This is a genomic window from Kineococcus radiotolerans SRS30216 = ATCC BAA-149, from assembly GCF_000017305.1.
GTDB classification, from domain to species: Bacteria; Actinomycetota; Actinomycetes; order Actinomycetales; family Kineococcaceae; genus Kineococcus; species Kineococcus radiotolerans.
In genome coordinates this window covers 388,736-413,247 of the sequence record NC_009664.2, presented here as the reverse complement: position 1 = coordinate 413,247, position 24,512 = coordinate 388,736, and the positions used below count along the sequence as shown (strand labels likewise).

Genomic DNA, 24,512 nt, shown 5'->3' with positions numbered 1-24,512 from the left:
ACACTCCGCTCACGAAACACGCCGGAAGATGACCCTGGTGGTCCACGGACCAGCTACGGTGCGTTCACGGATGTCACGGAACCGCCGGGGGGGCCGACTGTGGAACGCCGCACGGGTGTCACGCCTGCGCGCGAGGAGGGTCTCGAGGAGGCCCGCGCCGGCGCGCGCCCGACGCACGGGCTGCGCATCGCCCTCGTCGGGCTGAACTACCTGCCCGAGCCCACCGGCATCGCCCCCTACACCACCGGGGTGGCCCGCGGGCTCGCCGCGCTGGGGCACGAGGTCAGCGTCGTCACCGGCATGCCGCACTACCCGGCCTGGAAGCGGCACCCCGACTACCCCGGCGTCGTGCGCCACGAGGACGACGGCGGGGTGGACGTCACCCGCGTGTGGCACCCCGTCCCGCGCAACCCGCTGGGCGCGGGGCGCGTCGGCCTCGAGGCCGGGTTCGCCCTCGGCGCGGCCGCGGCCCTCACCCACCACCGGCGCACCCGCCCCCGCCCCGACGTCGTCGTGGCCGTCAGCCCCGCCCTGCTCTCCGTGGCCGCCGCCCTCGCCCACGGCCGCGCCGTGCGGGCCCCCGTGGGCGTCGTCGTCCAGGACGTCTACAGCCGCACCGCGGTCAGCACCGACGCCGGCGGCGGCACCGCCCTGCGCGTCGCCGCCGAGCTCGAGGGCCGCCTGCTGCGCCGCGCCACCGGCGTCGCGCTCGCCCACGAGCGCTTCCGCCGCCCCGTCACCGCCCTCGGCGTGCCCGCCGACAACCTCACCGTGCTGCCCAACTGGACCCACGTCACCCGCGCCGACCCCGCCGCCGGCGACGCCGTCCGCGCCCGGCGCGGCTGGGACACCCGCACCCCCGTCGTGCTGCACGCGGGCAACATGGGCGCCAAGCAGCACCTGGAGAACGTGCTGGACACCGCCCGGCTCGCGGCCGACAGCGGCCTCCCGCACCGCTTCGTGCTGCTCGGCGACGGCGCCCGCCGCCGCGCGCTGCAGGCCCGCGCCGGGGACCTCGCCAACGTGGAGTTCATCGACCCCGTCAGCGACGAGGAGTTCCCGGCCCACCTGGCCGCCGCGGACGTCCTGCTGCTCAACGAGGTCCCCGGCCTGCACGACATGTGCGCCCCCAGCAAGCTCACCTCCTACTTCGCCGCCGGCCGCCCCGTCCTGGCCGCCACCCACGACGACTCCGCCGCGGCCGCCGAGCTCGCCACCTCCCGCGCCGGCCTGCGCGTCGACCCCGCCCGCCCCGAGGACCTGCTCACCGGGCTCCAGCGCCTGCGCGAGCACCCCGACCTCGCCGCCGACCTCGCCGCGGCCGGGCCCCGCTACGCCGCCGAGCAGCTGGCCGCCGGCCCGGCCATCACCGCCTACGACCGCTGGATCCGCGACATCGGAGACACCCCGTGGAACTGATCGACCACCTGCGCCTCGCCGCGCGCCGCTGGACCTGGATCCTCGCCGGGATCCTCCTCGGGGGCCTCGCCGCCGGCGGCTGGGCCTACCTCACGCCCCGCACCTACGCCTCCAGCACCGAGCTCTTCGTCGGCAGCGTCCTCAACGGCCAGAACGAGACCGGGGGAGGGGCCAACTCGGCCTCCCAGTTCGTCCTGAGCCGGATGAGCACCTACGCCCAGCTCGTCGACTCGCCCGACATCGCCGCCAGCGTCGAGGACCGCACCGGCCTGGGGCTGACGTCGGCGCAGTTCGCCGACTCCGTCTCCGCCACCGTCCCCCCCGGCACGGTCCTGCTGCGCGTCACCGCCCAGGCCCGCACCCCCGAGCGCGCCCAGGACCTCGCCGGGGCCACCGCCGACGCGCTGGCCACCACCATCGAGGCCCTGGAGCAGAACACCTCCGGGGGCGGGAAGATCGTCGACGCCACCGTCACCAGCCCCGCCACCGCCCCCAACCGCCCAGCCTCCCCGGACGTCCCCACCGGTCTCGGCATCGGGCTGGCCGCCGGGCTCGCCCTCGGCGTCCTCGCCGCCACCGCCCGCGACCAGGCCGTGCGCCGGCGCAGCCTGGCCCTCGCCGAGCGCGACAGCCTCGACGACCCCGCCCACCTGCTGGCCCGCCGGTGAGGCGCCGGTGAACCGTCCCCGCGTCAGCGTCGTCCTCGCCGTCCACGACGGCGCCCCCCACCTGGCCGCCGCCCGCCGCCAGATCGAGGCCCTCACCGACCCCGACCTGCAGCTGCTGCTCGTCGACGACGCCTCCACCGACGGCAGCGGCGCCACCCTGGACGACTGGGCCCGCGAGGACCCCCGCGCCACCCTGCTGCGCAACCCCGTCCGCACCGGCGTCGCCGCCGCCCGCAACCGCGCCCTCGAGCACGCCACCGCCCCCTACGTCTGGTTCACCGACTGCGACGACGAGTGGTCCCCGGGCATCACCGCCCGGCTGGTCGACCGCGCCGAGCGCACCGGGGCCGACGTCGTCGTCTGCAGCGCCCGCACCCGCCGCGAGGGCCGCGCGACCACCGCCCCCCTGGGGGCGCTGCTGGACCGCCCCACCACCGACCCCGTCGACGCCTTCCGCCGCCTCCTGCGCGGGGAGATCCAGGGTCACCTGTGGAACAAGCTCTTCCGGCGCGAGCTGTTCGACGACGTGCGCTTCCCCACCACCCGCGCCCACTCCGACCTCGCCGGCGTGGCCGCCCTCCTCGCCCGCTCCCGCCGCACCGAGCTGCTCCCCGAGGACCTCTACACCTACGTCCTGCACGAGGGGTCCATCCTCAACAGCCGCGAGACCCGCACCCGCGACCTGCTCGACGTCCGCGACCGCGTCCGCGCCGAGGTCGCCGCCCTGCGCCCGGCCCACCCCGCCCACCGCAGCGGCCTGCGCGACGACCTGCTCCTCTTCGAGTACCGCTTCGTCTACCTCGCCCTGCTCAACGACGCCATCCGCCGGGGCCCCGCGCGCGGCGCGCGGCGCCACCCGACCCCGGACCACGCCGACGCCCAGCGCGCCATCACCCTCACCGGCCTGCTCCGCCTCAGCTGGCACGGGCGCCTGCGCACCGCGGCCCCCGCCGCCGCCGTCCGCTTCGCCTACCCCCTCTACGCCAGCGCCTACACCGCCTACCGCCGCCGCAAGTGGGGCACCGTGGGGTTCGGTGCCCGGTGACCCGCACCCCGGCCCGCCCGCTGCTGCGCAGCGCCCACGCCCTCCTCGACCAGGCCGCCTCCAGCGCCTCCAACGTCCTGGCCCTGCTGCTGCTGGCCCGCGCCCTGGACGCCGACACCTTCGGCCGCTTCTCCCTCGGCTACGCCGTCCTCGTCCTCGTCCTCTCCCTCACCCGCGCCGCCCTCGCCACCCGCATCACCCTCACCCCCGACCACGCCGGCGCCCGCGAGGTCACCGCCACCGTCCTGGGCGCCCTCGTCCTGCTCGCCCTGCCCACCGCCCTGCTCGTCACCGGCGCCGGGCTCCTCCTCACCGGCGGCCAGGACCCCGGCCTGCAGCTGCTCATCGGCCTGGCCACCCCCGTCGTCTGCGCCCAGGACGTCCTGCGCTACGGCGCCGTCGCCGCCGGACGACCCGGCACCGCCCTGCTCTCCGACCTGACCTGGCTGGGCCTCGTCGCCCTCGCCCTGGTCCTGGGCACCGGCAGCCGCACCACCCTGCTGGTGTGGGCCGCCGGGGCGCTGGCCGCGCTCGTCGTGGCCCTCGCCGGGCTGCGCACCCGCCCCGAACCCGCCCGCGGGCGGGAGCTGCTGGTGCGCCTGGCCCGCCGCGAGGACCCCCTGGCCGCCTCCCTGGCCGCCAACAGCGTCATCGCCTCCCTCGGGCTGCTCGCCGTCCTCACCGCCGCCGCCCACCTCATCGACCCCGCCGCCGCCGGCAGCCTGCGCGCCGCCGCCACCGCGATGGGACCCGTCAACGTCGCCTTCGCCTACGTCTCCCTCAGCCTCGCCCCCACCCTGGTGCGCCGCCCCCGCACCCAGGACCGCCGCTTCTGCGCCGCCGCCGCCCTCGTCCTGACCACCGGCACCGCCCTGTGGGGCGCCTGCCTGCTCCTGCTGCCCGACGACCTCGGCCGCACCGCCTTCGGCGCGACCTGGGCCGGCACCGCCGGGGTCCTGCCCTTCACGGTCGCCGAGTACGTGCTCACCGCCGTGGGCACCGCCGCCGTGCTCGGGCTCAAGGTCCGCGAGCAGGCCCGCGACCTGCTGCGCCAGCGCGTCGTCACCACCGCGCTGTCCGTCCTCGCCGGCGCGGTGCTGGCCTGGACCACCCGCGACGTGCGCGCCGTCGCCGCGGCCGTCGCCGTCGCCGCCGGGGTCCAGACCGGCCTCGGGTGGCACAGCCTGCTCACCCGGCCCGCCCCCCTGCCCGCCACCACACCCACCCTGCGGAACGCCGATGCCTGACCGACAGCCCACCCGCAGCCCCCAGCACGCCCGCGGGCACCGGCCCGCCGACGGCCGCGTCGGCTTCGCCACCGGCGCCTTCGACCTCTTCGACGCCACCCAGCTGCACCTGCTGGAGGACGCCAGCTCCCGCTGCGACCTCCTCTGCGTCGGCGTCACCACCGACGAGCTCGCCGAGCGCCTCCACGGCGTGCGCCCCGTCGTGCCCTTCAGCGAACGCCTGCTCATCGTCTCCGAGCTGCGCTGCGTCGACGTGGCCGTCGCCGTCGAGCACACCGACGCCCTGGAGCTGTGGGAGTCCCTGCGCTTCGACGAGCTCTTCGTCGACGACCGCGCCCCCGCCGACCCCGCCACCGAGGACCGCCTGCTCGAGATCGGGGTCGACGTGACCCACCTGCACACCGCCGCGAGCGCCGGACCCGACGCCGCCGGGGAACCCGACGTCTCCGTGCGCACCCACCACCAGCGCCTGCGCACCGCGCAGAAGCCCTCCCGCGGGGTCTCCCTGTACTCCTCCCGCGTCAACCGCCCCGCCGGCCGCTGGCTCGCGGCGCTGGCCGCGGCGCTGCGCATGACCCCCGACCAGCTCACCTGGGCCAGCGCCCTGGTCTCCCTCGTCGGCGTCGCCCTCGTCGCCCTGCCCGAGCCGAGCCCGCTCACCGGCGTCCTCGCCGCCGTGGTCCTCGCCGCCGCCTTCGCCCTCGACTCCGCCGACGGGCAGCTGGCCCGCCTCACCGGCGGCGGGTCCGCGGCGGGGGAGTGGCTGGACCACGTCGTCGACTGCGCGGTGAAGATCTGCCTGCACTCCGCCGTCCTCGTCGCCTGGTACCGCACCGGCGTCCCCGCGGGGTGGCTGCTCGTCCCGCTGCTGTTCGTCCTCGCCTCCCTCGTCCTCTTCCAGGGCGGCACCCTCGCCGCCAAGCTCCTCGAGGCCCGCAGCAGCACCCGCACCCCCGCCACCGGGGCGGGGCGGCTCTCCCCGGTCCTGCTGCTGCCCGTCGACCACGGCGTCATCAGCGCCGCGTTCCTGCTCTGGGGCTTCCCCCGCCTCTTCGCCCCCGTCTACCTCGCCCTGGCCCTGGCCCACGTCGCCGTCCTGCTCGCCCTGTCCCGGCACTGGTACCGGCAGCTCTCCCGCGACGGCGCCCCGTGACCGGGCGCTCGCGCAGCACCCTCGGGCGGCGCGCCGTCACCGGCTACGTCCCCGGGGTCTTCGACCTGTTCCACATCGGCCACCTCAACATCCTGCGGCGGGCCCGCATCCACTGCGACCACCTCATCGCCGGCGTCGTCTCCGACGAGGTCGCCCTCGCCCAGAAGGGCCGCCGACCCGTCGTCGGCGAACGCGAACGCCTCGAGATCGTCGCCGCCATGCGCGTCGTCGACGCGGTGCACCTCGAGACCACCACCGACAAGCTCACCACCTGGACCGAGGTCGGCTTCGACGTCGTGTTCAAGGGCGACGACTGGAAGGGAACCCCCAAGTGGACGCACCTCGAGCGAGAATTCGCCTCCCGCGGCGTCAGGGTCGTCTACCTCCCCTACACCCCGGTCACCTCCAGCACCGAACGGCGCGAGCTCACCCGGTGACCCGGCCCCTGCTCGCCCTCGCGACGGCCCTCAGCACCCTGCTCGCCACCGCCGTCGCCACCACCGCACCCGCCGCCGCCATCGAGGCGCCCGTCGCCTTCGCCGCCGTCGCCCTGCCCACCTGGCAGGCCGACGGCGTCGCCTGGGCGACCACCACCGCCGGCGGCACCGTCTTCGTCGGCGGCACCTTCACCGCCATCCGCCCCCCCGGCGCCCCCGCCGGCACCGGGCAGGTCCCCCGCACCAACCTCGCCGCCTTCGACGCCGCCACCGGCGAGCCCACCGGCTGCGCCCCCGCGTTCACCCTCAAGGAGGGCACCGCCACCGTCCGCGCGCTCGCGGTCTCGCCCGACGGCGCGACCCTCTACGTCGGCGGCAGCTTCGACACCGTCGACGGCGTCGCCCGCCAGCACCTGGCGGCCCTCGACCTCGCCACCTGCCGCCTGCGGACGGACTTCACCCCGCTGCCCCAGGGCCCCGTCCGCGCCCTCGCGGTGGACGCGCGGACCGTCTGGCTCGGGGGGTCGTTCACCGCCGTCGGCACCACCGCCCGCTCCAAGGCCGCCGCCGTCGCCGCGGTCGGCACCCCCGACCAGGGCCGGCTCACGGCCTGGGACCCCTCCCTCGACGACGACGTGCTCGCCCTGGCCCTGCGCCCCGGCGGGGGACAGGTGGTCATCGGCGGATCGTTCGACACCGTCGGCGGGACCGTCTCGCACGGGTTGACCGTCGTCGACGCTGCGTCCGGGACCGCGGTGCGCCGCTTCACGGCCGCTTTCGTCCCCGCCGCCTCGCAGGTGAAGGCGATCGCCGTGGACGCCACCGGGTTCTACGTCGCCAACGAGGGCTACGGCACCGGGTCCTTCGACGGCCGGTTCGCGGTGGACTGGGACACCTGGACCCAGCGCTGGCGCGACGGCTGCCTGGGGGCCACCCAGGACGTCGAGGTGTTCCGCGGCGTCCTCTATAGCGCCTCGCACGCCCACGACTGCCGGCCGATCAACGCCTACCCGGACGAGAAGCGCTGGCACTTCCTCGCCGAGACGACTCAGACCCCGGACAAGCCCAGCTTGCTGCCGTGGTTCCCCGACACCGACGACGGCATCGGCGAGCGCATCGGCCCGCGCGCCATCACCATCGCCACCACTGCCTCCCGGGGGCCGGTGCTGTGGGGCGTGGGGGAGTTCACCACTGTGAACGGCGCCGCGCAGCAGAGCATCACCCGCTTCGGCAGCGGCCCCGAGCAAGCCGGACCCTCCGCGATGCCGTTCGTGCTGACCTCGGACACGGCGGGACAGGTGCGCGTCGCCTGGCGCCGGGCCCTGGACCTGGACGACTCCAACCTCACCTACCGGGTCTACCGGGAGGGGACCGCGGCCCCGATCGCCACGCTCGGCGCGGCATCCTGGCACTGGCACCGGCCCCAGTCCACTGTCGTCGACAGCGGCCTGACCGTCGGGTCCACCCTGCGCTACCGCGTCGAGGTGAGCGATGGGGCCACCACCCGCACCACCGACTGGCGCGCCGTCACGGTGCGGGGCACCTCATCGGCCTACGCCGACCAGGTCCGCGCCGACGGGGCGGTGTTCCTGTGGCGCTACGACGAGCCCGGTGACGTCCTGGTCTCCGACAGCGTCGCCAACCACAGCGGCACCCTCAGCGGGGGGGGCACGTTCCGCGTCACCCCCGCAGCGATCGGCGACGACCCCAGCACGGCGCGCACCCTGTCAGGCGGGGGCGGCACCATCCACTCCGAGGTTCGCTACAACGCCCCCAAGGCGTTCACGGTCGAGACCTGGTTCCGGACCACCACGATGAGCGGCGGCAAGATCATCGGGTTCGGCGACCGCCGCACGCTGAACTCCAGCAGCAACGACAAGCACATCTACATGACGAACTCCGGCCGGCTCGTGTTCGGCGTCCTGGCCGACGGCAGGAAAACCCTGTCCACCCCGGGGTCTTACAACGACGGGCGGTGGCACCACGTCGCCGCGACCCAGGGAGCCTCGGGCATGGCGCTCTACGTGGACGGGATGAAGATCGCCTCGAACGCGGTGACCACCAACCAGAACGTCCCCGGCTACTGGCGCGTGGGCGGGGACACCATCGCCTCTGGATGGCCGGACGCGCCCAGCAGCACCAGCTTCGTCGGCACGGTCGATGAGACGGCGTACTACGCCAAGGCCCTCCCGCCCGCTGCCATCGCCCGCCACGTCGAGGTCGCTCGCACGCCGCCGCCGGACACCACTGCGCCCACGGCCCCGGGCACCTCGGTGGCCGCGGTGCAGGCCGACCGGGTGCAGCTCACCTGGGCAGCGAGCACCGACGCCTCAGGCGTCACCGGCTACGTCGTGCACCGTTCGGCCACGCCGGGCTTCACGCCCTCGACGGCCACCGCCGTCGCCCGGCCGACGACGGCCACGGCCATCGACGACCCCGGTACCGGCACCTGGTACTACCGCGTCACCGCGGTGGACGCGGCGGGCAACACCTCCCCGGCCTCGGCGCAGGTGCAGGTGCAGGTGGAGCGGGGCGCCACGACGGTGAACCTCAGCCCCACGGCCGACACCTTCGCCAACGCCGGAGCCCCGGGGACCAATTTCGGCACGAGCGCGCAGATGACCTCCCGCGGTTCCACCGGGGCGATCGCTTACCTGCGCTTCGACCTACCCGCGGCCCCGGCCGGAACGAGCCTGCTCTCGGCCACGCTGCGCCTGCGCACCTCCAGCGACTCCCTAGCCGGTTCGGTCGAGCCCGCGCCGATCCGGCTGGCCACCGGCGACTGGGGGGAGACGACGCTGACCTGGCGGGACAAGCCCGCCCTGGGGAGCGCCGTCCTCGGCACCGTTCCGGCCGGGAGCACCCCCGAGCAGCCGTTCGCGGTGCCGCTCACCGCCGCTGCCCTCTCCCCGGGGACGACGGTGACGCTCGCGATCGCCGGCGAGGGGACGGACAGCCTGTCCGTGTGGACCCGCGAGCAGACTCGGCTGATCGCCCGGCCCGTCTTGGACCTCCAGTACGGCTGAGCGCCGGGGCCTGCGAGACCGGGCCGGCACCTCAGCGCAGGTGCCGGCCCGGGCTCCCCGCCCGGCAGGGGCGTTCCACGAACAGCCCGCAGGCCAGGAGCACGACGAGCCCCGCCATGGCCTGCAGCAGGGAACCGCGCAGCAGGATGACGAAGTAGAACGGCAGGATCACCGCGAGCACCGGCCGGCGGCCGCTGCGGAACCCCAGGTCCGCGCCGGCGTCGACGCGGGCGATGACGTAGCCGAGCACGAGCATGCCCGCGACGAGCAGCAGGAAACCCCCGTTGACCAGCAGTTCGGCCCACAGGGGGGCGGAGAGGTTGTCGAAGCGGTACTCGCGGGCGTCGGCCAGCAGGATCCCGGTGTCGGTCGGCTTGCCTGGCCAGAGGGCTCGGGGCACCCAGAACAGCACCGTGCCCAGCAGTTGCCGCCCGCCGGTGGAGCCCAAGTCCTGCACGTACCAGACGGCGTTGGTGATCTGCTCGAACGCGTCGAAGTCCCCGGAAGTCATGGCGTCCAGCGCTGGCGGCAACCCCCCGCGGGTGTCGACCTCGGCGACGACGCGGCGGGCGGCGTCAGCGACGGGGTAGAGCAGCAGCAGCGCGGCCACGAAACCCAGCCCGAAGGCCCGCGCCCGCGCCGTCGTGGCCATCGCCCCCAGCGCCACCGCCACCGACAGCGCGGCGGTCCCGGCGACGTAGCGGGGACTGGAGATCGGGTTCATCGAGACGACGACGGCCACCGCGACCAGCAGCAGCAGCCCCCGGCGGGCGGGGACCCGCACCAGCGCCACGAACGCCACCACCAGGGGGAAGGTGGCCAGCGACCGCACGACGGCGTTCACCGCGGGGTCGGGCCAGGCCTGCAGGGCGGCGGCGCTGCGGGCGTCGCGGGCGGCGAACATGGCCGGCAGCCCGGTCTTCCAGGTGTAGTAGCCGAACAGCAGCAGCGCGGCCACGGCCAGCAGGGCGGCCCGGCGCGGGGGGACGTCGCCGAGCACCGCGGGCGCCCGCCGGCGCCGCCCGACCGCGACGCCCACCGCGACGGCCGCCGTCCCGGCGACCACGGCGAGCAGGGCCGTGCCGTGCAGCTCCACGTGCGGGCGGGGGGTGGTGCCGGGGTGCTGCCCCGACCGCAGCTGCACCAGCGGGGCGAGGGCGAGGAACACGTAGACGAAGATCCAGAAGACCACCTCGAACAGCCGTCGCGGACCGGCGACCACGAGCCACCCCAGCCGGGCCCCCACGACGACGGCGAAGGCGAAGGCCCAGCGCCACAACGTGTCCGCCGCTCCCGGGTCCGGCGTGTGGCCCAGGACGAGCAGCGGGACGACGGCGCCCAGCACCACCGCGACCCCGGTCCCCACCGCCGCCGTCGAGGAGTCCGTCCGCACGGGTGCGGCGGAGTGGGGTCGGGTGCTCGGGGAAGTACCGGGCATCCGGGTCCTCGTTCCTAGCGGCTGGTGGACGACAGCAGGGCGCGCCGCTCGGCCTCGGTCATCAACCGGGCGAGCTCGCTCGCCTGCACGGTAGCGGTCCAGCCCAGCTCCCGCCGCGCCTTCGAGGCGTCGCCGATCAGCGCGTCGACCTCGGCGGGCCGCACGTAGCGCTCGTCGTGGGCGACGTGGTCGCGCCAGTCGAGGCCGACGGACTCGAAGCAGTCCTGGGTGAACTCCCGCACGGTCGTCCCGACCCCGGTGGCCAGGACGTAGTCGCTGGCCTCGTCCTGCTGCAGCATCCGCCACATGCCCTCGACGTACTCCTTGGCGTAACCCCAGTCGCGCACGGCGTCGAGGTTCCCCAGGTACAGCGTCTCCTGCTTGCCGGCGGCGATCCGGGCGGCGGCCGCGGCGATCTTGCGGGTGACGAACGTCTCGCCGCGGCGCGGGGACTCGTGGTTGAAGAGGATCCCGTTGACGGCGAACATGCCGTACGCCTCGCGGTAGTTGCGGGTCATCCAGTAGCCGTAGACCTTCGCGGCCCCGTAGGGGCTGCGGGGGTGGAAGGGCGTCGTCTCCGACTGGGGGGGAGGGGTCGCCCCGAACATCTCCGAGCTCGACGCCTGGTAGAACCGGCACTGAAGCCCGATCATCCGGATGGCCTCGAGGATGCGCGTGGTGCCGAGACCGGTGGTGTCCCCGGTGAACTCGGGTTCGTCGAAGCTGACCCGCACGTGCGACTGCGCGGCCAGGTGGTAGACCTCGTCGGGCCGGATGTCGTCGAGCAGGGTCACCATCCGGCTGCCGTCGGTGAGGTCCCCGTAGTGCAGGAAGAACCGGGCGTGCGGGTCGTGCGGGTCCTGGTAGAGGTGGTCGATCCGCGTCGTGTTGAACGACGACGACCGCCGGATCAGCCCGTGAACCTCGTAGCCCTTCTCCAGCAGCAGCTCGGCCAGGTACGACCCGTCCTGGCCGGTGATGCCCGTGATGAGTGCCGTCTTCCGCACCGTCGCCCCCCGTGAACACCATGGTTACTCGTAGTGAACATACAACCAGCTCAATCGGGTGCCTGTCTGCCACCTGGGTGACCGGCCATGTACCTTCTGTCGCATGGAGGCCTCGCGAGAGCCCGTTCGGCGGGACCTGGACCTGGACCCGGGAGCCAGGGTGTACGTCGCCGGGCACCGCGGCCTCGTGGGCTCGGCGGTCTGTCGGCGGCTGGCGGCCGAGGGCTTCCGCGACGTCGTGACGCGCACCTCCACCGAGCTCGACCTGCGCGAGCGCGCCCCCGTCGAGCGGTTCTTCGACGAGGTGCGCCCCGACGTGGTCGTCCTCGCCGCGGCCAGGGTCGGGGGGATCGGGGCCAACTCCACCTACCCCGCCCAGTTCCTCTCCGACAACCTGCGCATCCAGGTCAACGTCATGGACGCCGCCGCGCGGGTCGGTACCCCGCGGCTGCTGCTGCTGGGCTCCTCCTGCATCTACCCCAAGTTCGCCGAGCAGCCCATCCGCGAGGACTCCCTGCTCACCGGCGCCCTGGAACCCACCAACGACGCCTACGCCATCGCCAAGATCGCCGGGATCCTGCAGGTGCAGGCGGTGCGCCGCCAGCACGGGCTGCCCTGGATCTCGGCCATGCCCACCAACCTCTACGGGCCCCACGACAACTTCGACCCCGAGGCCTCCCACGTCCTGCCCGCCATGCTGCGCCGCTTCCACGAGGCGGCCCGCGACGAGGCGCCGGTCGTGACCTGCTGGGGCAGCGGCACTCCGCGCCGGGAGTTCCTCCACGTCGACGACCTCGCCGAGGCCTGCCTGTTCCTCCTGCGCCACTACGACGACCCCGCCCCCGTCAACGTCGGGACCGGGACGGACGTCACCGTCCGCGAACTCGCCGAGCTCGTCGCGGGGATCGCGGGCTACCGCGGCCGCATCGAGTGGGACGCGACCAAGCCCGACGGGACCCCCCGCAAGCTCCTCGACGTCTCGCGGTTGCGCGACCTCGGCTGGAGCGCCCGCACCGGCCTCGCCGACGGGGTGCGGGACACCTTCGACTGGTACCTGCGAGCCCTGGAGCCGGCGGTTTGACGCCGCGGGGCGCCGAGGGGACCCACCCGCCCCGGCGCAGCCTGGCCGGGTTCACCGGCGCCGGCTACGACAAGGGCCGCGGCCCGCTCTGGCAGGTGGCCTGGCAGCTGGTCTCCGGTCTGGTGGTGGTCCGCTGGTGGTGCCCCGCCGCGCTGCGCGTCGCCCTGCTGCGGGCCTTCGGGGCCCGCATCGGGACGGGGGTCCTCGTCCGGCACGGGGTGCGGGTGCACTGGCCGTGGAAGCTGACGGTGGGGAACTCCAGCTGGATCGGGCAGGACACCTGGCTGCTCAACCTCGAACCCGTCGTGCTCGGCGACGACGTCTGCCTCTCCCAGGGGGTGCTGCTCTGCACCGGCAGCCACGACCGCCGCTCACCCACGTTCGAGTTCGACAACGCCCCCATCACCGTGCAGGACGGGGCCTGGATCGCGGCCCAGGCCACGGTGCTGCGCGGGGTGACCGTCGGGGCCGACGCCGTGGTCGGCGCCTGCGCCCTCGTGGTGCGCGACGTCCCCGCCGGCGCCACCGTGCTGGCGCCGGCGGCCACCTGGCCCACCGGTGCGGGCGAGCGCCCGCGGAACGGCTGAGCCGGTGCGCGTCCTGCACGTCGTCACGCTCGTCTCGCCCGACGGCGCCTTCGGCGGGCCCGTCGCCGTCGCCACCCACCAGGGCGCGGCCCTGCGGGCCCGCGGCCACGACGTGCGCGCGGTGGCCGGGGCGCTGGGCTACGCCGGCGAGCCGCCCGGCGACCTCGGCGGCACCCCGCTGCGCGCGCACCGGCTGCGGCGCCTGCTGCCGGGCGCGGGCTTCAGCGGGCTGACCTCGCCCCGGCTGCTGGCCGACGTCCGCCGCGCGCTGCGCTGGGCCGACGTCGTGCACGTCCACCTCGCCCGCGACCTCGTGACCCTCCCCGCCGCGCGGCTCGCGCTGGCCGCCGGGGTCCCGCTCGTCGTCCAGCCGCACGGCATGGTCGTCCCCACCGCCAACCCGCTGGCCCGGCCGCTGGACCTCGTCCTGACCCGGCCCGTGCTGCGGGGGGCCTCGGCCGTGCTGCACCTGACCCCCGCGGAGGAGGCCGGGCTGGGGCGGCTGGTGCCCCCCGCCCCGGGATGGCGGCGGCTGCCGAACGGCATCCCGCCCGTCGCCGTCCCCCCGCCGCTCCCGGCGCGGCCCGGCGTCCTGTTCCTGGGCCGCCTCGCGGCCCGCAAGCGCCCGGTCCTCTTCGCCCGCACCGCCGCGGCGCTGCTGGCCGCGGGGATCGACGCCGACTTCGCCCTCGTCGGCCCGGACGAGGGGGAGGGCGGCGCGGTGCGCGCGGTCGTCGAGGCCGCGGGCGACCCCCGGCTGCGCTGGGAGGGCGCGCTGGCGCCCGGGGAGGTCGCCGCCCGGCTGGCCCGCGCCTCCCTCGTGGTGCTGCCCTCCCTCGCCGAGCCGTTCCCGGTCGCGGTGCTCGAGGCGATGGCGATGGGGCGCGCGGTTCTCGTGGTGGAGGACTGCGGGCTGGCCCCGGCGGTCGCGGCGGCCGGGGCCGGTGCGGTGGTCGGACCGGAGCCCGCCGACCTGCTGCCCGCCGTCCGCGACCTGCTGACCCGCGACGGTGCCCTGGCCCGGGCGGGCGCCGCGGCGTGGCGAACGTCACAGTCGCAGTTCTCGATGGATCCGGTCGCGGCGCGGCTGGAGACGATCTACGCGGACGCCGTTTCCCGACGCTGAGCGACGACGCTCACCCGTTCGGCCCAGCCGGAACCGTCCGGACCCCGTGAGGGGCGGGGCGACCTCACCGACCGCTACGCGCAGTCGCACCCGTTCGGCAGGTCAAGTGCCCCCCGGTTGACGCCGAAGCTCTGGTCAGCACACCACACATCGCGAACGGTCAGAGACTCGTTACACATCCCCGGAGGAACCCAGTGCGTCTGTCCCCCCAGCTCCGCACCGGCACCACCCGCACCCGGCGCTGGCTCACGGCCCTGCTCGGCGCGACCGCGGTCAGCACCGCGACGCTCGTCCCGGTGCTCACCGCGACCACGGCGAACGCCGCCGAACGCCCCGGCGCCAGCGCCTTCACCACGAATGACGTCCTCCCCTTCGACATGCCCTCTGCCTCGGCGTCGAAGGCCCAGGGGAAGCTCGTCTTCGCCCACTACATGCCGTCCCTGCCGGTGTCGCTGGACAACGCGGACCCCGCCAACGACTACTACGCCCGGAACTACCTGAAGCCCGGGGGCGAGGGCGGCAAGCACGCCGCCTACGGCGGTTTCCTGCGCGACCGCCCCCTGCCGGTCGCCAAGCAGTCCGGGTCGGACTGGAAGCTGAAGAACTTCGAGCTCGAGGTGCGCCAGGCGAAGTCGGCCGGCATCGACGGGTTCAGCGTGGACCTGCTCTCGGTCAACCCGGGCAGCCCGCTGTACCAGAACCAGAAGCTGCTGCTGCAGGCCGCCCAGAACGTGGGCGGGTTCAGCATCCTGCTGGTCCCCGACATGACCGCCGGCGCGTCCTCCTCGACGCCGCAGAGCCTCGCGGCCACCGTCGCCGACCTCGCCGGCAGTTCCGCCGCGCACCGCCTCGCCGACGGCCGCCTGGTCGTCTCCCCGTTCCACGCCGACAGCCGCAACGCCTCCTGGTGGGGCACCTTCCTGTCGGTCATGAAGTCCGAGCACCGGATGCCGGTCGCGTTCTTCCCCCTGTCCCTGGACGAGCGCACCAGCCTGAGCTCCTTCAAGTCCATCTCCTACGGCATCTCCAACTGGGGCAACCGCAACCCCGCGTGGAACTCGCCCGCCCCGTCGTCCTCCCCGATGACCCGGGCGAAGAACGTGCAGAGCCTCGGCCTGCAGTGGATGCAGCCGGTCTCGGTGCAGGACGAGCGCCCGACCCAGGGCATCTACGACGAGGCCGAGAACACCCAGAACCTGCGCAACACGTGGGCCATCGCCCGCGACTCCGGCGCGAACTGGGTGCAGATCCCGACCTGGAACGACTACGTCGAGGGTTCCCACATCGGCCCCTCGGCCGGCCAGGGCTGGTCCTTCCTGGACATCAACGCCTACTACACCGCCTGGTACAAGACCGGTTCCACACCGACCATCAAGCGCGACACCGTCTACGTCACCCACCGCACCCAGTCCGTCTCGGCCAAGCAGACGACGCCGCAGACCAAGACGATGCGCCACCGCGGCGGGTCCGCGCCCCGGGACACCGTCGAGGCGCTGACGTTCCTCACCGCCCCCGGCACCGTCACCGTCACCGTCGGCAGCACCAAGCACACCTGCCAGGTGGACGCCGGTGTCGACACCTGCGTCGTCCCGCTGGGGGCCGGCACCGTCTCCGCCGCCGTCACCCGCGGCTCCAGCACGGTCGCGGCCGTCACCTCCCCGCAGGTCGTGACGAACTCCCCCTCGGTCCAGGACCTGCACTACGTCGCGGCCTCCAGCCGCCGCGAGGGTTCCTCGATCCCGGTCAGCGCCCCGGCCCCGGTCCCGACCGTGCCCGCGTCGCCGCGCCCGACCGTCCCGGTCACCCCGGCGCCGGTCATCCAGCCGGCAAGCTCGACATCGACCGTACTCTTCCCGATCACAGACACCTACGCCAACGAGGGTGCCCCGTCCACGGAGTACGGCAGCGATCCGTTGCTGGTCTCCCGCACCGGTCCCGGGGCGCGCGCCTACCTGCGCTTCGACCTGCCCAAGGCCCCGGCCGGCAAGCGGCTGACCGGTGCCACCCTGCGGGTGCGCACCGCGCCGGACCCGATGGCGGCCTCCACCGCCGCGCACCGGGTCCGGCTGGCCTCCAACGCCTACAGGGTGGCGGAGCTGAACTGGAACAACCGGCCCGCGGCCTCCGGTGCGGTCCTCGGCGAGGTGGCGGCCGGCGCGAAGGTGAACTCGTCCTACGACGTGACGTTGGCCACCGCTCCGCTCGCGTCGGTCCTGGGCACGCCTCAGACCGTGGCGATCGACGCCCTGGGGGCGGACAGCCTGTGGCTGTGGTCGAGCGAGAACGCCGACCGCAACCTGCGCCCGCAGCTGGTCCTCACCTGGAGCTGACGCCCCCGCGGCGCTGACGTCCGCACCCGACGGTCGGGCTGGTCCTCACAACCAGCCCGACCGTTTGAACGTCCGGTACAGGCCGACGCAGATCCCCACCATGGCCAGGACGCAGGCGGGGTAGCCGTAGCGCCAGGACAGCTCGGGCATGTGCTGGAAGTTCATGCCGTACACGCCCGCCACCAGCGTCGGCACCGCCGCGATCGCGGCCCACGCCGAGATCTTGCGCATGTCGTCGTTCTGCCGCACCGAGACCTGGGCCAGGTGGGCGTTGAGGATGTCGGTGAGCAGCCGGTCGTAGGACTCGACGTGCTCGACCGTCCGCGTCAGGTTGTCCAGCACGTCGCGCAGGACGAACCGGGACTGCTCGTCCAGGACGGGGTGCCCCGGACCCTCCCCGGGGGAACCCCCGGCGCCGGGACCGTCGTCGGGGACCTCGCCGGAACCGCCCCGGCCGCCCGCCACGAGCGCCTGGAGCGGGGCCACCAGCGGAGCCGCGGCGCGGCGGACCTCCAGGACCTCCCGCTTCAGGGAGTAGATGCGCTCGGCGTCGGAGGACCGGTCGGGGGAGAACACCTGCTCCTCGACCTCGTCCACGTCGCGCTCGAGCTCCCCGTCGATGCGCGTGTACTCCCGCACGACCCGTTCCATCACCGCGTGCAGCACGCCGCGAGGCCCGCGGTGCCGCCGGCGCGGGTCGTGCTGCACGAGGTCGCCGACGTCGTCGACGGGTCCCGTGCCCCCCCGGCGGACCGTGACGACGAACCGGTCGCCGACGAACAGCATGAGCTCGCCGGTCTCCACGGTGGAGGTCGCGTCGAAGTAGGAGAGGACCTTCAGGACGGCGAACACGGTGTCGCCGTAGTGCTCCACCTTCGGCCGCTGGTGGCCCGCGAGCGCGTCCTCCACGGCGAGGTGGTGCAGCGGCAGGTCCGCGGCCGCCCGCCCGAGCTCCTCGGCGGTGGGGTCCTCCAGGCTCAGCCACAGGAAGCCGTCCTCGCTGCCCCGGGCCGTGGCCAGCGCCGAGGGCAGGTCGTCGGCCGCCGAGCGGGTGCCGTCGCGGTAGGTGGACAGGTCCACGATCATGCGCTCATCGTCCCCCCGGCGGGGGGCGGGCACGACCGCGGCGCCGGACGGCGGGCGGGGGACGGGCGGGGACGGGCGGGGGACGCGCGGAGCCTAGAGTCGGGGGGTGCCCACCCTCCTGCTCGTGCGCCACGGGCGCAGCACCGCGAACACCGCCGGGGTCCTGGCCGGCTGGACCCCCGACGTGCACCTCGACGACACCGGCCGGGCGCAGGCCGCGGCCCTGGGGCAGCGGCTGGCGCCCGTCCCGGTCGCCTCCTTCGTGGTCTCCCCCCTGGAGCGGTGCCAGGAGACCGCCGCGGCGCTGCGCGCGGTCGACGGCCCCGACGGCCCCCGTCCCGCCGCCACGACCGACGAGCGGCTGGGGGAGTGCCGCTACGGCGACTGGACCAGCCGCCCGATCAAGGAGCTGGCCCGGGAACCGCTGTGGCGGACGGTGCAGGAGCACCCCTCGGCGGCGGTGTTCCCCGGCCCCGACGGCGAGGGCCTGGCGGACGTGCAGCACCGGTCGGTGGCCGCCGTCCGTGAGCACGACGCGCGGGTGGCCGCCGAGCACGGCGAGGACGCCGTCTGGGTCGCGGTGACCCACGGGGACGTCATCAAGGCGATCCTCGCCGACGCGCTGGGCATGCACCTGGACCTCTTCCAGCGCATCTCCGCCGACCCGTGCTCGGTGTCGGTCGTGCGCTACGCCCCCCTGCGGCCGTTCGTGCTGCGGGTCAACGACTCCGGCGGGGACCTGTCCGGGTTCGCGCCGCGGCGCAAGCGCGCGCGGCGCTCGCCCGCCCGCCCGGCGCGGCGGTCCTCCGACGCGGTCGTCGGGGGCGGGGCCGGCTCGGCGTAGGGTCGGCCCATGCCCGTGTACGAGTACGACCCGCCCGAGCGATTCGTGGCGGGCACCGTCGGCGAGCCCGGGGCGCGGACGTTCTTCCTCCAGGCCCGCGGGGGTGGACGTCTCACGTCGGTGGCGCTGGAGAAGACGCAGGTGTCCGCGCTCGCCGAGCGCGTGGGGGAGCTCCTCGACGAGATCGTGCGCCGCTCGGGGGGCCGCGCGCCCGTCCCGGCGGCGCCGGCGGCCGGTTCCGAGGACACCGCCCCCCTCGACGTGCCCATCGAGGAGGAGTTCCGGGTCGGCACCATGAGCCTGGCCTGGGACGGCGAGCGCGACGTCGTGGTCATCGAGTGCTTCGAGGTGTCGGAGGAGGACGTGGACCCGGAGGTCCCCGACCTCGCCCCCGACCGCGACCTGCTGCGGGTCTCCCTGGACGGGACGGCGGCGCGGGCCTTCGCGACCCGGGCCCTGGCGCTGGTCGCCGCGGGCCGTCCGCCGTGCCCGTTCTGCTCCGGCCCGCTGGACCCGCAGGGCCACGTCTGCCCCCGCGCGAACGGGTACCGGCGCTGAACGCGACGTTCGCGGGCGTCGCGGAGCAGGACGCCCTGGTCCGGCTGGCCTCGGGGGAGGTCGAGATCCGCGGGCGGCTCGCGGACGCCTCCAACGCCACCCTGTACGCGGTGGTGGACGGCCCCGACGGGGAACTGGCCTGCGTCTACAAGCCGGTGGCGGGGGAGCGCCCGCTGTGGGACTTCCCCGACGGGACCCTCGCCCGGCGCGAGGTCGCCTCCTACGCCGTGTCGGCCGCGACGGGCTGGCACGTGGTGCCGCCCACCGTCTTCCGCGACGGCCCGCTGGGGCCGGGGTCGGTGCAGCTGTGGCTGCAGCAGGACGGCGCGGACCCGGCCGAACCGGCCGAGGTGGTGCTGCCCTCCCCCGGCGCGGGGCTCATCGACATCGTCGCGCCCCGGCGGGTGGAGCCGGGGTGGCGCACGGTGCTGGAGGCCGAGGACGGGGCGGGGCGCCCGGTGGTGCTGGTCCACGCCGACGACCTGCGGCTGCGGCGCATCGCCGTGCTGGACGTGGTGCTGAACAACGCCGACCGCAAGGGCGGGCACGTCCTGCCGGGCTGGTCCGGAGCGGTGCACGGGGTGGACCACGGGCTGACCTTCCACGAGGAGCCCAAGCTGCGCACGGTCCTGTGGGGCTTCGCCGGGACCCGGCTGCTCGCCGAGGAGCGCGAGGTGCTCGCGACGCTGGTGGCCGACCTCGACGGCCCCCTGGGGGAGCTGCTGGGGGAGCTGCTCAGCGTGGAGGAGGTCGTGGCGACCCTCGAGCGCACCGAGCGCCTCCTCCAGGCCGACCGCCTGCCGCGCCCGCGCGGGCACCGCACGATCCCGTGGCCGCCGTTCTGAGCGCCGGGCCCGCCAGGTAGGTTCGGGCCCGTGCGTTCCTGGTCCGTTCCCGAAGTCCCGGCCCTCCCCGGTCGGGGCCCCCGCGTCCACCTGCACGACACCGCGACCGGCGGGCTCGTCCCGGTGGGCCCGGAGGCGGGGACGGCGACGCTGTACGTCTGCGGCATCACCCCCTACGACGCCACCCACCTCGGGCACGCCAACACCTACGTCGCGTTCGACCTGCTGGGGCGGGCGTGGCGGGACGCGGGCCTGGACGTGCGCTACGTCCAGAACGTCACCGACGTCGACGACCCGCTGCTGGAGCGCGCGGAGGCGACGGGGGTGGACTGGCGCGACCTCGCCGAGTCGCAGGTCGAGCTGTTCCGCGGCGACATGGAGGCCCTCTCCGTCGTCCCGCCGCAGCGCTACCTCGGCGTCGTCGAGGCCGTGGACCTGGTCGCGGAGGCCGTGCGCGACCTCCTCGCCGCCGGCGCCGCCTACCGCGTCCCGGGGACCGACGGCGGCCCGGACGGCGACGTGTACTTCCCCGTCGACGCCGACGCGGCGTTCGGCACGGTCGGCGGCTACGACCTGGAGACGATGCTGGCGCTGTCCGCCGAGCGCGGCGGGGACCCGCAGCGCCCGGGCAAGCGGAACCCGCTGGACCCGTTGCTGTGGCGGGTGGAGCGTCCCGGGGAGCCGGCGTGGGAGGCGGGGGAGCTGGGGCGCGGGCGCCCCGGCTGGCACATCGAGTGCACCGCGATCGCGCTGGAGCACCTGGGGATGCCCATCGACGTGCAGGCCGGGGGCAGCGACCTGGTGTTCCCCCACCACGAGATGGGCGCCGCGCACGCGCACCTGCTGCGCCCGCGGGCACGGCCCTTCGCCCGCGCCTACGCGCACTCGGGCATGGTCGCCCTCGACGGCGAGAAGATGAGCAAGTCCAAGGGCAACCTGGTGCTGGTCTCCAGGCTCGTCGCGGCCGGGGTGCCGGCCGCGGTGGTGCGCCTGGCGATCGTGGACCACCACTGGCGCACCGACTGGGAGTGGACCGACGAGGTCCTCGCCCAGGCGCGGGCGCGCCACGAGCGCTGGAGCGCCGCCGTCGCCGCCCCGGCGGGCCCCCCGGCGGAGGCGCTGCTGGCCACCGTGCGCGAACGCCTCGCCGACGACCTCGACGCGCCCGGCGCGGTCGCGGCCGTGGACGCGTGGGTGGAGCAGGCCCGCACGACCGCCGGCACCGACGCGCAGGCCCCGGACCTGGTGCGCCGCACCGTCTCCGCCCTCCTCGGCGTCGTCCTCCCCTGAGGACCGCCGCCCCGCCCGCGCGGGGCGGCGCGGGTCAGTCGACGGAGGTGCCGTCCTGGGCCTCCTCCAGCACCCGCAGGGCGTTGCCGCCCGCGAGCGCCGCGAGGTCGCTGCCCGACCAGCCGCGGCCGGTGAGCTCGGCCAGCAGCCGGGGGTAGGCGGAGACGTCCTCCAGGCCGACGGGGAGCTCGTCGGTGCCGTCGTAGTCGCCGCCGAGGCCGAGGTGCTCCACGCCGACGACCTCGCGGGCGTGGTCGAGGTGGTCGGCCACGTCGGCGAGCGTGGCGCGGGGACGGGGGTTCGCGGCCAGCCAGTCGCCGAACCCGGCCGGGTCGTAGGGGTCGCCCGCCAGCCCGCGCCGTCGCCGTTCCGCGGTGGCCGCGGCGCGGTGGTCCGCACAGGCCCGGTTCACGAAGGCCGGCACGAAGGTGACCATGAGGACGCCCCCGTTGCCGGGCAGGCGTTCCAGCACCCCGTCGGGGACGTTGCGGGGGTGGTCGGTCACGGCGCGCGCGGAGGAGTGCGAGAACAGCACGGGCCGGGTCGTGACGTCGAGGGCGTCGTGCATGGTGCGTTCGTGGACGTGGGAGAGGTCGACGAGGACCCCGGTGCGGTTCATCTCGCAGACGACGTCGCGGCCGAAGGCGGTGAGGCCGTGCTCGACGTGGACGCCGGTGGCGGAGGCGGCCCAGGGGGTGTTGTCGTTGTGGGTGAGGGTGAGGTACGCGAGCCCGGCGCGGCGCAGTTCGCGCAGCACCGCCAGGGAACCGGCGATGGCGTGCCCGCCCTCGGCCCCGGGCAGGGAGGCGATGCGGCCCTCGGCGACGGCGGTGCGGACGTCGGCGGCGGTGGGGGTCCAGCGGAACACGTCGGGGTGGGTGGCGACGAGGCGGCGGACGAGGTCGACCTGCTCGAACACGGCCACCGCGGCGGCCGCGGGGTCCCAGTGCGAGGGGACGTAGACGGACCAGAACTGCGCCCCGACCCCGCCGGCGCGCAGGCGGGGGACGTCGGTGTGCAGGGCGGGCTGCTCCGTCGCCAGCCCGGCGCGGGCGGGGTCGGAGCCGAACCGCTCGCGCAGCTCCCAGGCCAGGTCGTTGTGCCCGTCGACGACCGGGAACGTCACTGCTGGTGCTGCTGCAGCTGGGCCTGGATCACCCCGGACAGGTGCTGCAGCTGGTTCGGCCCGAGCTGGCGGACCTCGCCCTCCAGGCGCCGCACGACCTGCGGGTCCTCCAGCACCCGCTCCGAGCTCTGCAGCAGGACGGTGCCGGCGCCGGTGAAGTCGTACTGGCGCTCCTCCCCGGAGCGGGTGCCGAACAGCGCCCCGCGGGCGGCGCCGAGGAAGTGGCCCATCCAGCCGGCGTCGAAGTGCTGGGAGGGGGCTGGGCAGTCGGCCCAGCCGACGAGGGCCTCGGGGTCGACGCGGACGGGGGGTTCGACGAACACGACCGGCCCGGAGGAGCTGGCGAGGAACTTCCCCGTCCCGATGAGGGTGAGGAACCCGGGGATGATGGACTCCTTCAGCTCCAGCCCGGCGTCGAAGGCGAGCAGGTTGGCCGCGCGGACGGTGAGGTTCCCGTCGTCGAGGTCGTAGGAGTTGATGTCGTAGCCGCGGTCGCCGAGGATCACGTGGCCCTGGCCGGTGGCGACGACCCAGTCCCGGCTGTAGAGGGGCGAGGAGAAGTGGCTGGCGACCATGCTCGTCAGCGAGGTCGCGGTGAGGGGCTCGAAGCGGACGGTCCCCCCGCCCTGGGGGTAGTAGGCGATCATCGTGCCGGTCTGCACGAACAGCGGGCCGGTGAGCCGCACGCAGTAGGCGTGGGCGTTGCCGGGGAGGTTGTCGTGGTCGGGCAGGGTCTGGGGGTCCAGGGGCTGGGGGTTGGTCGAGACCATCAGAGCTTCTCCTCGCTCGCCTGGACGTAGACGGTTCCTTCGCCGGACACCTTCAGCTGCACGCCCTCGCCCGACCCGCGGCCGACGGCGTCGCGCCAGGACAGGGCGGTGGCGACGTCGAGGCGGAGGTTCCCGACGTGGGCGACGTAGGCCTGGGGGTCGACGACGACCTGCCGCCCGCCGCCGACGCGGAGGGCGAAGGTCCCGCCGTGGGAGAGGACGGCCACCGAACCGCGGCCGGAGAGCTGGGTGGTGAACAGCCCCTGGCCGGTGACCGCGCCGCGGACCGCGCCGCGCAGACCGCCCTGCTGGCCGAGGAACACCACCGAGCTGGACATGCTCGCGTCGTGGGCGAGGAGGCGGTCCGCCTCGACCGACATCGGCTGCGAGCCGTCGAGGTCGACGATCGTGACGTGGTGGCCGTGGTAGCCGTAGTGCACCGAGCCGTGGCCCTCGGCGACCATGAGGGGCACGGCCTCGCCCTGCATCCCGCGCGCGAGGGCGGAGGCGATGCCGCCGCCGTAGGCGCCGCCGCCGGGCCCGCCGACGACGGGCGAGAAGGCGATGGTGCCGGTCGTGGCGAGCATCGCGCCGCGGCGGGCGAGGACCTCCTGGCCGGGGCGGACCTCGGCGAGGACGACCTTCGAGGTGACCTTGGTGAACGCCATCACCGCTCCTCGGGCTGGATGTAGACGACGCCCTGGCCCTCGAAGCGCAGGGAGAACGCCTCCCCGGAGCTCTCCCCGACGAGGTTGCGCCAGGAGACGTCGGTGACGAAGGACTGGCTGAGGTTCCCGACCGCGCCGACGTAGGCGTCGGGGTCCACCACGAGGGGGTGCTGGGGGCTGACGCGCAACGCGATCGGGGGCCCGCCGAGGGAGAGCAGCGCCACCTGGCCGTGGCCGGTGACGGTGGTGGTGAAGAGGCCCTGGCCGCTGGAGGCGCCCTGCAGGCCGGTGAAGGTGACGTCGGTGCGCAGGCCCTCGGCGAGGCAGAGCAGCGACTCGGACTCGACCTTGAGGACATCGCTGGCGAGGTCGAGGACGAGCAGGTGGCCGGCGCCGACGGCGAAGTGGACGCTGCCGCGGCCGGTGACCTCCATCAGGGGCAGCGACTCGCCGGTGACGCGCTGCTTCAGCGCGGCCCGCAGACCACCGCCCCCGCCCGCGCCGGCGTTCTTGAACTGCACGTCGCCCTCGTAGGCGACCATCGACCCCGTCCGGGCGCGCACGGCGCTGCCCTTGGAGCCGTCGAGGTCGACGACGAGGACGCGCGGGGTCTCCAGCCGCCAGGTCACGGGGCCTCCTCGGTGCTTCGCTGCGGTGACGTGGACCCCATCATGGCGTGATCACGCTCCCGCGTCACCGCCCGACACGGCCCGGACGCGGCGAGGGGGCGACCACGTCGTCGTGGTCGCCCCCCGCGGTGC

At 75.1% G+C, this 24,512-nt stretch carries 22 protein-coding genes; 15 read left to right on the top strand and 7 right to left on the bottom strand.

The features are described 5' to 3' along the window. The first annotated feature begins 99 nt into the window (after nt 1–99). From KRAD_RS01970 to KRAD_RS27400, 7 genes are read left to right on the top strand one after another with little or no spacing between them, the layout of a single operon-like run. Nucleotides 100–1,419, top strand: coding sequence for a glycosyltransferase family 4 protein (locus tag KRAD_RS01970; RefSeq protein WP_011981556.1), 1,320 nt, complete (start codon nt 100–102; stop codon nt 1,417–1,419). After that, nucleotides 1,410–2,087: a YveK family protein gene (locus KRAD_RS01965; protein WP_011981555.1), complete on the top strand. Its 678-nt coding sequence runs from the start codon at nt 1,410–1,412 to the stop codon at nt 2,085–2,087. The genes KRAD_RS01970 and KRAD_RS01965 overlap by 10 nt, the downstream gene beginning before the upstream one ends. Nucleotides 2,088–2,094: 7 nt before the next feature. Further along, complete coding sequence (locus tag KRAD_RS01960) at nt 2,095–3,132, top strand: glycosyltransferase family 2 protein (RefSeq protein WP_011981554.1); 1,038 nt, start codon at nt 2,095–2,097, stop codon at nt 3,130–3,132. Continuing rightward, the gene (locus KRAD_RS01955; RefSeq protein WP_011981553.1) at nt 3,129–4,379 is read left to right on the top strand and encodes an MATE family efflux transporter; all 1,251 of its coding nucleotides are present in this window, start codon (nt 3,129–3,131) and stop codon (nt 4,377–4,379) included. The genes KRAD_RS01960 and KRAD_RS01955 overlap by 4 nt, the downstream gene beginning before the upstream one ends. Next, nucleotides 4,372–5,532 carry a CDP-alcohol phosphatidyltransferase family protein gene (locus KRAD_RS01950; protein WP_011981552.1) on the top strand — a complete coding sequence of 387 codons (1,161 nt, stop codon included), beginning with the start codon at nt 4,372–4,374 and terminating at the stop codon, nt 5,530–5,532. The genes KRAD_RS01955 and KRAD_RS01950 overlap by 8 nt, the downstream gene beginning before the upstream one ends. Beyond that, nucleotides 5,529–5,969, top strand: coding sequence for an FAD synthase family protein (locus KRAD_RS01945; protein WP_011981551.1), 441 nt, complete (start codon nt 5,529–5,531; stop codon nt 5,967–5,969). Before KRAD_RS01950 ends, KRAD_RS01945 begins: the two co-directional genes overlap by 4 nt. Continuing rightward, a complete protein-coding gene (locus tag KRAD_RS27400; RefSeq protein ID WP_011981550.1) occupies nt 5,966–8,995 on the top strand; it encodes a CBM96 family carbohydrate-binding protein in 3,030 nt (1,009 codons plus the stop codon). Before KRAD_RS01945 ends, KRAD_RS27400 begins: the two co-directional genes overlap by 4 nt. Before the next feature lie 31 nt (nt 8,996–9,026). Here the strand turns inward: KRAD_RS27400 and KRAD_RS01935 are convergent, their stop codons facing one another. Both KRAD_RS01935 and gmd read right to left on the bottom strand, forming a co-directional pair. Further along, complete coding sequence (locus KRAD_RS01935; protein ID WP_011981549.1) at nt 9,027–10,433, bottom strand: hypothetical protein; 1,407 nt, start codon at nt 10,431–10,433, stop codon at nt 9,027–9,029. 14 nt (nt 10,434–10,447) lie between these two features. Then, nucleotides 10,448–11,440, bottom strand: a complete 993-nt coding sequence (gmd, locus tag KRAD_RS01930; protein ID WP_011981548.1) for a GDP-mannose 4,6-dehydratase — start codon at nt 11,438–11,440, stop codon at nt 10,448–10,450. 103 nt (nt 11,441–11,543) lie between these two features. Here gmd and KRAD_RS01925 point away from each other — a divergent pair, with 103 nt between their 5' ends. From KRAD_RS01925 to KRAD_RS23845, 4 genes are all read left to right on the top strand, one after another. Then, a complete protein-coding gene (locus KRAD_RS01925; RefSeq protein WP_049821038.1) occupies nt 11,544–12,521 on the top strand; it encodes a GDP-L-fucose synthase family protein in 978 nt (325 codons plus the stop codon). After that, nucleotides 12,518–13,108, top strand: a complete 591-nt coding sequence (locus KRAD_RS01920) for an LbetaH domain-containing protein (RefSeq protein WP_011981546.1) — start codon at nt 12,518–12,520, stop codon at nt 13,106–13,108. Before KRAD_RS01925 ends, KRAD_RS01920 begins: the two co-directional genes overlap by 4 nt. Before the next feature lie 4 nt (nt 13,109–13,112). Continuing rightward, on the top strand, nt 13,113–14,234 hold the full coding sequence (locus tag KRAD_RS01915; RefSeq protein WP_011981545.1) for a glycosyltransferase: 1,122 nt from the start codon (nt 13,113–13,115) through the stop codon (nt 14,232–14,234). A 194-nt stretch (nt 14,235–14,428) separates the two neighbouring features. Then, a complete protein-coding gene (locus KRAD_RS23845) occupies nt 14,429–16,564 on the top strand; it encodes an endo-1,3-alpha-glucanase family glycosylhydrolase (protein ID WP_011981544.1) in 2,136 nt (711 codons plus the stop codon). 45 nt (nt 16,565–16,609) lie between these two features. On the opposite strand, the gene KRAD_RS01905 is transcribed toward KRAD_RS23845, so the two are convergent. Continuing rightward, nucleotides 16,610–17,650 (bottom strand): magnesium and cobalt transport protein CorA, encoded by a 1,041-nt coding sequence (locus tag KRAD_RS01905; RefSeq protein WP_011981543.1) that lies wholly within the window; start codon nt 17,648–17,650, stop codon nt 16,610–16,612. A 106-nt stretch (nt 17,651–17,756) separates the two neighbouring features. Between KRAD_RS01905 and KRAD_RS01900 the strand changes: the two genes are divergently transcribed. The 4 genes from KRAD_RS01900 to mshC are packed head-to-tail and all read left to right on the top strand — an operon-like array spanning nt 17,757 to nt 21,187. Then, the gene (locus KRAD_RS01900) at nt 17,757–18,494 is read left to right on the top strand and encodes a histidine phosphatase family protein (protein ID WP_011981542.1); all 738 of its coding nucleotides are present in this window, start codon (nt 17,757–17,759) and stop codon (nt 18,492–18,494) included. Nucleotides 18,495–18,503: 9 nt separating this feature from the next. After that, a complete protein-coding gene (locus KRAD_RS01895) occupies nt 18,504–19,052 on the top strand; it encodes a DUF3090 domain-containing protein (protein WP_011981541.1) in 549 nt (182 codons plus the stop codon). Next, entirely contained in the window at nt 19,049–19,897 is an 849-nt protein-coding gene (locus KRAD_RS01890; RefSeq protein ID WP_041292524.1) for an SCO1664 family protein, read from the top strand. The genes KRAD_RS01895 and KRAD_RS01890 overlap by 4 nt, the downstream gene beginning before the upstream one ends. Nucleotides 19,898–19,927: 30 nt before the next feature. Beyond that, the gene (gene mshC / locus KRAD_RS01885; RefSeq protein WP_011981539.1) at nt 19,928–21,187 is read left to right on the top strand and encodes a cysteine--1-D-myo-inosityl 2-amino-2-deoxy-alpha-D-glucopyranoside ligase; all 1,260 of its coding nucleotides are present in this window, start codon (nt 19,928–19,930) and stop codon (nt 21,185–21,187) included. Between the two features lie 34 nt (nt 21,188–21,221). Here mshC and KRAD_RS01880 read toward each other — a convergent pair whose 3' ends face one another. The 4 genes from KRAD_RS01880 to KRAD_RS01865 are packed head-to-tail and all read right to left on the bottom strand — an operon-like array spanning nt 21,222 to nt 24,380. Then, nucleotides 21,222–22,313: a dipeptidase gene (locus KRAD_RS01880; RefSeq protein WP_011981538.1), complete on the bottom strand. Its 1,092-nt coding sequence runs from the start codon at nt 22,311–22,313 to the stop codon at nt 21,222–21,224. Continuing rightward, nucleotides 22,310–23,083 carry an AIM24 family protein gene (locus tag KRAD_RS01875; RefSeq protein WP_011981537.1) on the bottom strand — a complete coding sequence of 258 codons (774 nt, stop codon included), beginning with the start codon at nt 23,081–23,083 and terminating at the stop codon, nt 22,310–22,312. Before KRAD_RS01875 ends, KRAD_RS01880 begins: the two co-directional genes overlap by 4 nt. Next, entirely contained in the window at nt 23,083–23,751 is a 669-nt protein-coding gene (locus KRAD_RS01870) for an AIM24 family protein (protein ID WP_011981536.1), read from the bottom strand. The genes KRAD_RS01875 and KRAD_RS01870 overlap by 1 nt, the downstream gene beginning before the upstream one ends. Then, nucleotides 23,751–24,380, bottom strand: a complete 630-nt coding sequence (locus KRAD_RS01865) for an AIM24 family protein (protein WP_011981535.1) — start codon at nt 24,378–24,380, stop codon at nt 23,751–23,753. Before KRAD_RS01865 ends, KRAD_RS01870 begins: the two co-directional genes overlap by 1 nt. Between the last annotated feature and the right edge of the window lie 132 nt (nt 24,381–24,512).